At 67.9% G+C, this 12,842-nt stretch carries 7 protein-coding genes; 4 read left to right on the top strand and 3 right to left on the bottom strand.

Annotated features, from left to right (window positions below; translation table 11 throughout):
- Positions 1-5,286, top strand: coding sequence for a polyketide synthase Pks13 (gene pks13, locus ACX9NE_RS00035; RefSeq protein WP_459360344.1), 5,286 nt, complete (start codon positions 1-3; stop codon positions 5,284-5,286).
- Positions 5,286-6,866, top strand: a complete 1,581-nt coding sequence (locus ACX9NE_RS00030; RefSeq protein WP_459360345.1) for an acyl-CoA carboxylase subunit beta — start codon at positions 5,286-5,288, stop codon at positions 6,864-6,866. Before pks13 ends, ACX9NE_RS00030 begins: the two co-directional genes overlap by 1 nt.
- A gap of 228 nt (positions 6,867-7,094) precedes the next feature.
- Here ACX9NE_RS00030 and ACX9NE_RS00025 read toward each other — a convergent pair whose 3' ends face one another.
- The 3 genes from ACX9NE_RS00025 to ACX9NE_RS00015 all read right to left on the bottom strand — a co-directional run bounded on the left by ACX9NE_RS00025 (position 7,095) and on the right by ACX9NE_RS00015 (position 10,343).
- On the bottom strand, positions 7,095-8,879 hold the full coding sequence (locus ACX9NE_RS00025; RefSeq protein ID WP_459360346.1) for an acyl-CoA dehydrogenase family protein: 1,785 nt from the start codon (positions 8,877-8,879) through the stop codon (positions 7,095-7,097).
- A 31-nt stretch (positions 8,880-8,910) separates the two neighbouring features.
- Complete coding sequence (locus ACX9NE_RS00020) at positions 8,911-9,411, bottom strand: hypothetical protein (protein ID WP_459360347.1); 501 nt, start codon at positions 9,409-9,411, stop codon at positions 8,911-8,913.
- 170 nt (positions 9,412-9,581) lie between these two features.
- Positions 9,582-10,343 (bottom strand): SGNH/GDSL hydrolase family protein, encoded by a 762-nt coding sequence (locus ACX9NE_RS00015; protein WP_459370671.1) that lies wholly within the window; start codon positions 10,341-10,343, stop codon positions 9,582-9,584.
- 200 nt (positions 10,344-10,543) lie between these two features.
- Here ACX9NE_RS00015 and ACX9NE_RS00010 point away from each other — a divergent pair, with 200 nt between their 5' ends.
- Both ACX9NE_RS00010 and ACX9NE_RS00005 read left to right on the top strand, forming a co-directional pair.
- Entirely contained in the window at positions 10,544-12,019 is a 1,476-nt protein-coding gene (locus ACX9NE_RS00010; protein ID WP_459360349.1) for an arylsulfotransferase family protein, read from the top strand.
- A 21-nt stretch (positions 12,020-12,040) separates the two neighbouring features.
- The gene (locus tag ACX9NE_RS00005; protein ID WP_459360350.1) at positions 12,041-12,808 is read left to right on the top strand and encodes a protein kinase domain-containing protein; all 768 of its coding nucleotides are present in this window, start codon (positions 12,041-12,043) and stop codon (positions 12,806-12,808) included.
- Positions 12,809-12,842 lie beyond the last annotated feature (34 nt).

The following is a 12,842-nucleotide window of genomic DNA, read 5'->3' as shown; positions in this document are numbered from 1 at the left end:
ATGTCTGACATAAGCCAGGAGAACTCGCCCGAGCTAACGGTCCCCGAGATGCGCAAATGGCTGCGCGAGTGGGTCGGCAAGGCCGTGGGGAAGTCGCCGGACTCGATCGACGAGTCGGTGCCGATGGTGGAACTGGGCTTGGCGTCGCGTGACGCGGTCGCGATGGCCGCCGACATCGAGGACCTGACCGGCGTCACGCTGTCGGTGGCCGTGGCGTTCCAGCACCCGACCATCGAGTCGCTGGCCACCCGGATCATCGAGGGTGAACCCGAACGGCCCGACGACGGCGGTGGCGATGCCGCCGACTGGACGCGCAACGGCCCCGCCGAGCGCGTCGACATCGCCATCGTCGGCCTGTCGACCCGCCTGCCCGGCGACATGAACACCCCGGACGAGACATGGGCCGCGCTGATGGAAGGCCGCGACGCGATCACGGATCTGCCCGAGGGCCGCTGGTCGGAATTCCTGGAAGAGCCGCGGCTGGCCGAGCGCGTCGCCAAGGCCCGCACCCGCGGTGGCTACCTGAAAGACATCAAGGGCTTCGACTCCGAGTTCTTCGCGGTGGCCAAGACCGAGGCCGACAACATCGACCCGCAGCAGCGGATGGCGCTGGAGCTGACCTGGGAGGCGCTCGAGCACGCCCGCATCCCGGCGTCCAGCCTGCGCGGCGAATCGGTCGGCGTCTTCGTCGGCGTCACCAACAACGACTACGGATTCCTGGCCATCTCCGACCCCACGGTCGCCCACCCGTACGCGATCACCGGGAACTCGGGTGCGGTCGTCGCCAACCGGGTGTCCTACTTCTTCGATTTCCGCGGCCCCTCGGTCATGGTCGACACCGCGTGCTCGAGTTCGCTGGTGGCTATCCACCAGGGCGTGCAGGCGCTGCGTAACGGCGAGGCCGACGTGGTCGTGGCCGGAGGCGTCAACGCGCTGGTCACCCCCGCGGTCACGCTCGGGTTCGACGAGATCGGCGCGGTACTGGCGCCGGACGGCCGGATCAAGTCCTTCTCCGCCGACGCCGACGGCTACACCCGCTCCGAGGGCGCCGGCATGCTGGTGCTCAAGCGCGTCGACGACGCCCGCCGCGACGGCGACCAGATCCTGGCCGTCATTGCCGGCACCGCGGTCAACCACGACGGCCGCTCCAACGGCCTGATCGCGCCGAACCAGGACGCCCAGGCCGACGTGCTGCGGCGGGCGTACAAGGACGCCGGCATCGACCCGCGCAATGTCGACTACATCGAGGCGCACGGCACCGGCACCATCCTGGGTGACCCGATCGAGGCCGAGGCGCTGGGCCGCGTCGTCGGGAAGGGCCGTCCGGCCGACCGCCCGGCGCTGTTGGGTGCGATCAAGACCAACGTCGGGCACCTGGAATCGGCGGCCGGTGCGGCGAGCATGGCCAAGGTGGTGCTGGCACTGCAGCACGACAAGCTGCCGCCCTCGATCAACTTCGCGGGCCCCAGCCCGTATATCGACTTCGACGCGATGCGCCTGAAGGTGATCACCGAGCCGACCGATTGGCCTCGCTACGGCGGCTACGCGCTGGCCGGCGTGTCCAGCTTCGGCTTCGGCGGCGCCAACGCGCACGTGGTGGTGCGCGAGACCTTGCCCCGGGACGTGGTGGAGCGTGAGCCCGAGGAGCCGGCGGCCACGCCGCAGGCCGCCGTGGTTTCCGCTGGCGGCGACCTGACCGAAGGGGTCGGGCACTCGCTGCGCTTCGACGAGTACGGCGAGATCATCGACGACGACGCGCCGGCCGCCGCCGCGGACGAATACGAATTGCCCGGCGTCACCGAGGAGGCGCTGGCGCTCAAGGAAGCGGCGCTGGAAGAGCTTGCGACACAAGAACTTCCGCCATCAACGGTCCCCCTGGTGATCTCGGCGTTCCTGACCTCACGCAAAAAGGCCGCGGCCGCCGAACTCGCGGACTGGATGGAAAGCCCCGAGGGGCAGGCGTCGTCGCTGGAGTCGATCGGCCGCTCGCTGTCGCGGCGCAACCACGGCCGCTCGCGCGCGGTGGTGCTGGCCCACGACCACGAAGAAGCCATCAAGGGGCTGCGCGCGATCGCCGAGGGCAAGCAGCGGCCGAACGTGTTCAGCGTCGATGGGCCGGTGACCAACGGCCCCGTGTGGGTGCTCGCCGGTTTCGGTGCGCAGCACCGCAAGATGGGCAAGAGCCTCTACCTGCGCAACCCGGTGTTCGCCGAGTGGATCGAGAAGGTCGATGCGCTGGTCCAGGACGAGCTGGGCTACTCGGTGCTCGAACTGATCCTGGACGACTCGCAGGACTACGGCATCGAGACCACCCAGGTCACCATCTTCGCGATCCAGATAGCGCTCGGTGAGCTGCTCAAGCACCATGGCGCCAAGCCCGCCGCGGTGGTCGGGCAGTCGCTGGGCGAGGCGGCGTCGGCGTACTTCGCCGGCGGTCTGTCCCTGCAGGACGCCACCCGCACCATCTGCTCGCGTTCGCACCTGATGGGTGAGGGCGAGGCGATGCTGTTCGGTGAGTACATCCGGTTGATGGCGCTGGTGGAGTACTCCGCCGACGAGATCAAGACGGTGTTCTCCGACTTCCCGGACCTGGAAGTGTGCGTCTACGCCGCACCCACCCAGACCGTCATCGGCGGTCCGCCCGAGCAGGTGGACGCGATCATCGCCCGCGCGGAATCCGAGGGGAAGTTCGCCCGCAAGTTCCAGACCAAGGGCGCCAGCCACACCCAGCAGATGGATCCGCTGCTCGGCGAGCTCGCCGCGGAGTTGCAGGGCATCAAGCCGATGAGCCCGACCTGCGGGATCTACTCAACCGTGCACGAGGGCCGCTACATCAAGCCCGGCAGCGAGCCGATCCACGACGTCGACTACTGGAAGAAGGGGCTGCGGCACAGCGTCTACTTCACCCACGGCATCCGCAACGCCGTCGACAGCGGCCACACCACCTTCCTGGAACTGGCGCCCAACCCGGTGGCGCTGATGCAGGTCGGTCTGACCACCGCTTCCGCTGGTCTGCATGACGCCCAGCTGATCCCGACGCTGGCCCGCAAGCAGGACGAGGTCGAGTCGATGATCTCGACCATGGCGCAGCTGTATGTGCACGGCCATGACCTGGACGTCCGCACCCTGTTCACCCGCGCATCCGGGCCCGAGGATTATGCGAACATCCCGCCGACCCGGTTCAAGCGCAAAGAGCACTGGCTGGACGCGCATTTCGCCGGGGATGGCTCGATATTGATGCCGGGCGCCCACGTTGCGCTGCCCGACGGTCGCCATGTGTGGGAGTACAAGCCCCGGGAGAGGACGCCCGATCTTGCGGCGCTGGTCAAAGCCGCCGCCTCGTCGGTCCTGCCGGACGCGACGCTGACGGCGGCCGAGCCGCGCGCGGTGCCCGGCGAGGGCGCCCGGTTGGTGACGACGCTGACCCGTCATCCCGGGGGCGCGTCGGTGCAGGTGCACGCCCGTATCGACGAGTCCTTCACGCTGGTCTACGACGCCCTGGTGGCTCGTGGCGGTTCCGAGGCGGTGTTGCCGGTTGCCGTCGGCGCCGGCACTGCGGTCGCCGCCGAATCGGCCGCGCCGGCGCCTGTCGTCGAAGAGCCCGACGCCGAGACGCTGACGGACAGCCTCACCAACCGCTACCTGCCCTCGGACGTCGGGCGGTGGTCTCCGGACTCCGGCGAGACCATCGCCGACCGGCTGGGCACCATCGTGGCCGCGGCCATGGGCTACGAGCCCGAGGACCTGCCGTGGGAGGTGCCGCTGATCGAGCTGGGCCTGGACTCGCTGATGGCGGTGCGGATCAAGAACCGCGTCGAGTACGACTTCGACCTGCCTCCGATCCAGCTGACCGCGGTGCGCGATGCCAACCTGTACGCCGTGGAGAAGCTGATCGAGTACGCGATCGAGCACCGCGAAGAGGTCGAGCAGCTGCACGAATACCAGAAGACGCAGACCGCCGAGGAGATCGCGCGGGCGCAGGCCGAGTTGCTCAGCGGAGCGTCGCCAGCCAGCCTGGTGGCGCCGGCGCCCGTCCCGCAAGCGGAGCCGCAGACGCAGCCCGCCCCGCCGTCGGACGTAACGATTCCACCGCCACCGACGAATCCCGCCGGCCCGGGCGCCAACGGCGCCAGCGGTAACGGCGACAAGCCCACGGCTGGTGCATTGAGTCAGGAGGCGGTTGCCAAGGCGCTCAACTCCGACGTTCCGCCTCGGGACGCCGCCGAGCGCGTCGTCTTCGCCACCTGGGCGGTCGTCACCGGCAAGTCCGCGGGCGGCATCTTCAACCCGTTGCCCAAGCTGGACGACGAGAGGGCCGCCAAGATGGCGCAGCGGCTCTCCGAGCGTGCGGACGGCCCGATCTCCGTCGAGGACGTGCAGAGTTCGGAGACCATCGAGGCGCTGGCCGACAAGGTGCGCAACTACCTGGAGGCCGGCGTGATCGACGGCTTCGTACGAACGCTGCGGGCGCGGCCCGAGGGCAGTTCGCGGACGCCGGTGTTCGTGTTCCACCCGGCCGGCGGCTCGACGGTGGTGTACGAGCCGCTGCTCAGGAGATTGCCGCCGGACACGCCGATGTACGGTTTCGAACGAGTCGAGGGGTCGATCGAAGAACGTGCCGCGCAATACGTGCCGAAGCTGATCGAGATGCAGGGCGACGGGCCCTACATCCTGGCCGGCTGGTCGCTGGGCGGGGTGCTGGCCTACGCGTGCGCGATCGGCCTGAAGCGCCTCGGCAAAGACGTGAAGTGGGTCGGCCTGATCGACGCCGTCCGCGCCGGCGAGGAGATCCCGCAGACCAAGGAGGAGGTCCGCAAGCGCTGGGACCGCTACGCCAAGTTCGCCGAGAAGACGTTCAACGTCACGATCCCGGCGATCCCGTACGAGCAGCTCGAGGAGCTCGACGACGATGGCCAGGTGCGGTTCGTGCTGGACGCCGTCAGCCAGAGCGGCGTACAGATCCCGGCCGGGATCATCGAGCACCAGCGCACGTCGTACCTGGACAACCGGGCGATCGACACCGCCGAGATCCAGCCGTTCGACGGGCATGTCACGCTCTACATGGCCGATCGATACCATGACGACGCGATCATGTTCGAGCCGCGGTACGGCATCCGCAAGCCGGACGGCGGCTGGGGTGAGTACGTCGCCGACCTCGAGGTCGTGCCGATCGGTGGCGAGCACATCCAGGCCATCGACGAGCCGATCATCGCCAAGGTGGGTGAACACATGAGCCGCGCGCTGGACAACATCGAGGCCGAACTGACGAGCGAGATAGGCAAGTAGTGACCGAATTAGCTCCGGAACCAGCTCCCGTCATCCATTCCACCGCCGAGAAGCTGGCCGAGCTGAGAGCTCGTCTGGAGCTGGCCCAAGAGCCGGGCGGTGAAAAGGCCGCGGCCAAGCGCGAGAAGAAGGGCATCCCGAGCGCCCGGGCCCGCGTACACGCGCTGGTCGACCCGGGGACATTCCTGGAAATCGGTGCTCTGTGCAAGACCCCCGGTGATCCGAACGCCCTGTACGGCGACGGGGTGGTCACCGGGCACGCGCTGATCGACGGTCGTCCGGTCGGGGTGTTCTCGCACGACCAGACGGTGTTCCAGGGCACTGTCGGCGAGATGTTCGGCCGCAAGGTCGCCCGGCTGATGGAGTGGTGCGCGATGGTCGGCTGCCCGATCATCGGAATCCAGGACTCCGGCGGCGCCCGCATCCAGGACGCGGTCACCTCGCTGGCGTGGTACGCCGAGCTGGGCCAGCGTCACGAGGCGCTGTCCGGGGTGGTGCCGCAAATCTCGCTCATCTTCGGCAAGTGCGCCGGCGGAGCGGTGTATTCGCCGATCCAGGACGACCTGCTCGTCTCGGTGCGGGACCAGGGCTATTTCTTCGTCACCGGCCCCGACGTGATCCGGGAGGTCACCGGCGAGGACGTCACCCTCGACGAGCTCGGCGGCTCCGACGCGCAGGCCCGCTACGGCAACATTCATCAAGTGGTGAATTCCGAGGCCGAGGCGTTCCAGTACGTGCGTGAATTCCTGTCGTTTCTGCCGTCGAACTGCTTCGCCAAGCCGCCGGTCATCAATCCCGGACTCGAACCGGAGATCACCCCGACCGATCTCGAACTCGACTCGATCGTGCCGGATTCTGACAATGCGGCCTACGACATGCACGAGATCCTGCTGCGCATCTTTGACGACGGCGACTTTCTGGAGGTCGCCCAGCAGCATGGGCCGGCCATCATCACCGGGTACGCCCGGGTCGGCGGGAGTCCGGTGGGCGTGATCGCCAACCAGCCCATGCACCTCTCCGGTGCCATCGACAACGAGGCGTCCGACAAGGCGGCGCGGTTCATCCGGTTCTGTGACTCCTTCCAAATCCCGCTGGTGTTCGTGGTGGACACGCCCGGCTTCCTGCCGGGTGCCGAGGAGGAGAAGAGGGGCATCATCAAGCGGGGCGGCCGGTTCCTCTACTCCGTGGTCGAGGCCGACGTACCGAAGGTGACCATCACCATCCGCAAGTCCTATGGCGGTGCGTATGCCGTTATGGGTTCTCGCCAGTTGACCGCAGACTTCAACTACGCCTGGCCCACCGCGCGCATCGCGGTGATCGGCGCCGAGGGCGCCGCTCAGCTTCTGATGAAGCGCTTCCCCGACCCGACCACGCCCGAGGCGCAGCAGATCAAGAAGGACTTCATCGAGGGCTACAACCTCAACATGGCGATTCCGTGGATCGCCGCCGAGCGGGGGTTCATCGACGCTGTCATCGACCCGCACCAAACCCGGCTGCTGCTGCGCAGGTCGATGCACCTGCTGCGGGACAAGCAGAACTGGGCGCGGTTGGCCCGAAAGCACGGGTTGATCCCGATCTAGTCCGGCTCTGTCGGCGCGCGGGAGCTACCCGCCCGCGAGCCCTCCGACGGGATGAGCCGGGCGCCCATACTCATCACCGAACAAGAGGTGCTGTTCGCCACCACTGTCGCGGCAGCGGCACCGCGGGCGGCGCTGTTCCGGCGTCTCATCCCCGGCCCGCGCGTCGCGACTACCGGACCCATTACGGATTCATGGAGAACGCGCTGTTGGCCCGCGAGATGGATCGACTCATAGCCGCAGGGCTCCCTCGGCGAGTTCGTCGAAGCGCTCCAGCGCCTCGTCACCCACGATGTCGATGCCTCGTAGCGGACCGTGATCGGCCAGGTATCGGCGCGCATACAGTCGGGCGACCAGCGCCTTGCGTTCACCGCCCCGCGTTTGCCGCTCCCACGCCGCCTGCTCGGTCAACAGCGCACCGGCGTACACGTCGCCCATGAACTGGGCGAGCGGAAAAAGCCGCGCTTCCGCTACGGCGCCGTCCAGCTTCTGCCACGCGGTGACCGCCGCTTCCAGATCGTCGACCCGGTCGCCCACCAGGCGCGTCGTCTCGTCATCGTCGGAAACCGACACCGCATCACGCAGCCGGGTCAGTAATGCCTCGTGGGCACGGGTCTGGACGATGCCCCGCCGCACGTCCAGGCAAAGGATGTTGTCCGGCCCCTCCCAGATCGTGTTCACCTGACCGTCGCGCAAGAGCCTCGCGACCGGCCAGGTTTCGATATACCCGTTGCCGCCGTGGATTTCGATCGCGTCGGAGGCCGCGGTGATGCCGAGCCGTGCGACCTTGAGCTTTGTGACCGGCACCGCGATGCGTTGCCTCGTGCTGCGGGGCTGTCGGTGATTGATGGCACCGGTGCCGTCGAACACCAGCGCCTGGGCGGCTTCGACATCGACGATCAACTCCGCGAGTTTGCGCCGCATCAGGGGCTTGTCGATCAGCGCTGAACCGAACGCCTGTCGCTGCCGCGCGTAACACAGCGATTCCACCAGGGCGCGACGCGCGTTGGCCAACCCGAACAACGCGATGCCCAGGCGCGCCGCGTTGGTCAGCTCCATCATCCGGCCCAGGCCTTTGCCGTCGGAGGGGCCGGAATCATCGGAAGACTCCCCGGACAGCAGAAACGCCTCGGCATCGACGAACTCGACTTCTCCGGAGGCGACCGAGCGGGTGCCGAGCTTGTCCTTCAGGCGCCGGACCCGTACCCCGTTGCGGGTGCCGTCCCGCCGGGTGCGCAGCACCAGGAAATTGGCGACCCCACGGCTGGAATCCGGTGCGCCCTCGGGCTTGGCCAGCACGACGAACGCCTCCCCGGCGCAATTCGACGCGAACCACTTGAAGCCGTTCAGCAACCACGCGTCGCCGGAGCGCCGGGCCGTCGTCTCCAGCGCACCCAGATCCGAACCGCCGGTGCGTTCGGTCAGCAGTTGCGCGGTCTCGCCCGCCCATTCGCCGGAGTCGAACTTGGCCAGCACATGGTCACGGACGTCGGCCGGCGCATAGGCGGCGACCAGGGACTGGACCATGCCCCCGCCGGTGCCCAGCGCACAACCCATGCCGATGTCGGCCTGATTGAGCAGATAATTCGACGCGAACATTGACAGCGACGACCGGAAACCCGCATCGCGACACGCCTCCCGCAGCGATTGCTGCGCGTCGAGCACTGCCCGCTTGGCAGCGGTGAACGACGGCGGCATTACCACGCGGCTGACGTCGTGGCCCCACCGGTCGTAGCGTTCCAGTCGCGGCGGGTTGCGGTCGGTCTCCTCGGCCCAGCGGGCGACCGGCCCGCCCATCAGCTCGCCCATCCCGGTCAGATGGGGCTCGACCACCGCCAGCTCGTCGGGCTTGAGGTAGTAAGCCATGGTGGCCTGCAGCGTCGGGTCCGTGCGATACCAGTTGAGCCCGACGGCACCCGCGTAGTTCTCGGTTCGATACCGCTGCGACTTCTCCGGCGAAGAGAACGGCAGCCGGTCGACGGCTTCCTGACCGTATTGAATCTCGTGCTCGGTCATTCCTGCGACGGTATTACAACACCCGCCGGTCTTACACGGGCGCCACGTACTCCGAGGAGTAGAACTCGCCCGGCGCCTGGTTGTGCTCGTTGGGTGACGTGATCATCACCCAGATACCGGTCGTGCCCTGCTGCAGCGGAGCGGTGATGGACACACTGGCCTGGCCCATCGGGTCGGTGTCGAGGCCGGTGAACGTGGTGCCGGGGTCCCCGGGGCCGCACGTGGCTGAGGCAGGGCGCGGCGCCTGAATCAGGCCGGCGTCGTAATGCGCGCCGGGTTGGTTGGAGATGACCAGGTTGACGTCGGCGGTCACCGTCGACCCGGACCTGCGGACAGTGACGATACCGCGGCCGAGCAGGGTACGTGGAATCTGGACCGCCGTGTTGACCCTGCTGAAATCGCAGTTCCGCAAGACGGGATTAATCGGCACCGGCGCAGTCGCGGCAGCCATGCCCGTCCCCAGAGTGACCGTCGAAGCGGCCAGCACAGTGAATACCGAAGCACAAGTCCCGAAGCCAGTCAGCGTGTGCATCATGCCCGTCCATTCCACCATTGACGCCGTGCCGGACTCCGGAGTGATTGACTGCCGTTTCGCCTGCTAAACCTGCACCCGCGTCAAATTTCCCTGCGGAACTCGGCGGGTGACCGCGGCTGGGCTGTGCCGCACCGGTGCCCGGCGCGAACCCGCGAAGAGCGGGGGGCTTATCGGTTCTCCGACAAGACCAGGTAATCGGTCAGCGCATTCCCAAGGGCGGTCGCGCCCAGCGCGGTGGGATGCAGGGGTACGCCGCTGTTCCTGGTGACGTAGCCCTCGACGTAGCGTTCACCGGCCGGTGCGCACATGTCGTGCCCAGCTGACAGCGACCGGGTGTCGAAGAACTCCACCCCTTTGGCCGCGGCGAGTTCTCGCTGCCGATCATCGAGTTCGTCGACTTTGGACTGCAGGTAGTTGGCGTCGTTGGGAAGTAAGGGCTGATCGGGGAAACAGCCACCGGGCCGGACGAACACTCCGTAGCCCACCAGGATGATGCGCGCTCTGGGCGCGTTGGCTCGCAGCTGGTCGATCATGCTGCTCCACACCGGCACCTGCTGGGCAATGGCGCTTGACACCCGGTCGACGTTGTTGACCACGAACGCCGCGGCGCACGGCTTGGGATTGGCCGCCTTCACTTCGCATGATTCCGCGTCACCGGCCAACCCGACGTCGTTGGCGCCGATCGTGATCGTGATCAGGTCGGTCGGCGGCCCGACCATATCTATCTGGCGTGGGATCAGCCCGTGATCTGTCCGCTGTTCGCGATCGACCACATCGTCGGCCGTCGCCCCGCTGCAGGTGACGTCATGGAATGCCGCGGCGGCCAGCCGGCGCGCCAGGACGGCCGGGTAATTGTTGGTTGACTTGTGGCATCCGCGCGGCAGCGCCGGTTCCGGCACACCGGGAGCGGCTGCGAAGGAGTCACCCATTGCGACATAGTTCGACCGGGCGGCCGAGCCCGGGCCGGCCGGGGGTGTCACAGCGCAGCCGACGGACGCCAAGCCCGTCAGCACGGCGATGCCCAGCCCCCTCGACCACATGGCTTCAGTGTTTCATCCCGCCCCGGGACTGCGCCTGATGTAATAGCCCAGGTAGCGGCCCGCAGGAGTGGACTCCTCGAAGGAGATCGATGGACCGGCGCATATCGCGGCGTCAACTCGGTGTCGCGGCGGGCGCCGCGCTGGCCGCCGGCGCCGCGGCGTGCGGTTCGCACGACAACCCGCCTAAGACGCCGGCGACACCGTCTTCGGGTACCGAAGTGTCGGCCCAGTCGTTGGGCTACACCGTCAACGTCGACAAACCCGGTGGCGGAGCCGGCTACGTCTTCTTCGTCTCAGGCACCACCGCGGCCAGAGCGGTTGGTGGCGAGGGGAGACCCGCGATCCTTGTCGTCTGCGACAAATCCGGCAAAGTGGTGTGGCAACGTGAGCTTCCCGCGGGCCAGACCGCCGGCAATCTACGTGTGCAGAGTTACCTTGGCAAACCGGTGCTCACCTGGTGGCAGGGTCTCAAGCAGGGCGGTCATGGCGTGGGCGCCAGCTACATCGCCGACGAGCGCTACAACGTGATCGACACCGTCACCCCGGGCGGCGCGCTGTCCTCGGACATTCACGAATTCCGGCTCACTCCCGACGGGCACGCCCTGGTCACGTCTTATCAGGAGGTCGTCGTCGACCTCAGCACCGTCGGGGGCCCGAAGGACGGCAGGGTCTACAACTGCGTCGCCTCGGTGATCGACCTTGCCTCACGGGAGACGCTGTTCCAATGGGATGCCCTCGCGCACGTGCCGGTCGGCGACTCGCCCGCCAAGTACTCCGCCGGACAGGTGCTCGACCCGTACCACATGAATTCGATTGCACTCGATCCCGCGGGCAACCTGGTGATCAGCCTGCGTGCGATGTCGACGGTTTTCAACGTCGACCCTCGCACCGGCACGATCAATTGGCGCCTGGGCGGGCAGCAGTCGACGTTCGCGCTGGCAGAGGGCGTCGAATTCGCTTACCAGCACGATGTCGAGATGCCCGGCGCGAACATGCTGACGCTGTTCGACAACCACGCCGAGGGCAAGGCCGGACAGCCCGGTGGCGGGTCGGTGCCGAGCAGCCTCAAATGGATCCGCCTGGACCCCGCCGCGCGCACGGCCACCCTGCTGCGTGCGCAGCGCCATCCCGGAAATCTCAGCAGCGGAGCGATGGGCAATCTGCAGCAGCTCCCCGGCGGGACCACGTTCGGTGGATGGGGAACGGCCGCACACATCGCCGAATTCGCGCCGGACGGAACGATGCTGTACGACGCTGAAGTCGACGGTGGCACCTACCGCGCGTACCTCGACCAGTGGACCGGCCGCCCGGCCGAACCTCCGAAACTGGTCTTCGGCGGTGACGCCGTCCATGCGGTGTGGAACGGCGCCACCGAAGTGCGGCAGTGGCGACTGTTACACGGTCCGCAGAGCACCGCGATGACGATGTTGTCCACCGTCGACTGGGCCGGGTATGACACCCCGCTGCCGCGCGGCGGCAGCGACGACGGCTACTACCAACTTCAGGCGCTCGACGCCGGCGGCGTCGTCATCGGCCAGACGCCGCCGATGCCGCACACGGGCTGAACGCGGGCTCATGGTGATCCCGTGCAGGGGACGCACTTCGGGCGCTGGCATTACGTGGCCCCGGAGCGGTTGATGGCCCGCGACGTCGATGCCCGCGCGGACATCTACGCGCTGACCTGTGTGTTGTACGAATGCCTGACCGGCAACCGTCCTTTTCCCGGCGACTCGCTGGAAAGTCAGGTCACCGCGCACCTGAGCTTGCCGCCGCCAAGACCGTCGGTGGCCCGCCCCGACCTGCTGCCGGATTTCGATGCCGTCATCGCTAAAGGCATGGCCAAAGAACCCGGCGAACGGTATCAGACCGTCACGGAGCTGGCCGCCGCCGCACAAGCTGCCCCTGCCGCGCCGGAGGCCGGCGCCAGCAGTGCCCCGACGCTCGCCGCAGCCCCGGCCCCAGGAACCGTCGCGGCGAAGCCGCACACGGCGTTGCCGATGACCGGCCTCGATGGGCCGGAAGGGGTGGCGGTGAATGGCGCCGGCAACGTCTACGTGGCCGACCTCGGCGACGGCCAGGTGACGAAGCTGACCGCCGCAACCGGCGCCCAGACGACGGTGCCGTTCTTCGGTCTGGTCAAGCCGTGGGGGGTGGCGGTCGACGGTGCCGGCAACGTGTACGTCAGCGATGCGGGCACCGGTCGGGTGGTGCGGGTGGCCGCGGAGACCGGCTCCCAGTCGGTGCTGCCGTTCCCGGGGCTCGACGGGCCGCACGGGGTGGCGGTCGACGGCGCGGGGAACCTGTTTGTCGCCGAAAGCGGTAAGAATCGGGTGCTGAAGCTGCCGAAGGCTTGACGGCGGTGCTCCGACTGGGGTGTGAGCCCGCATG

It is taken from the genome of Mycobacterium sp. ML4 (genome assembly GCF_054515735.1).
The sequence above is the reverse complement of the archived record's forward strand: the minus strand, read 5'-3'. Positions and strand labels throughout refer to the sequence as shown.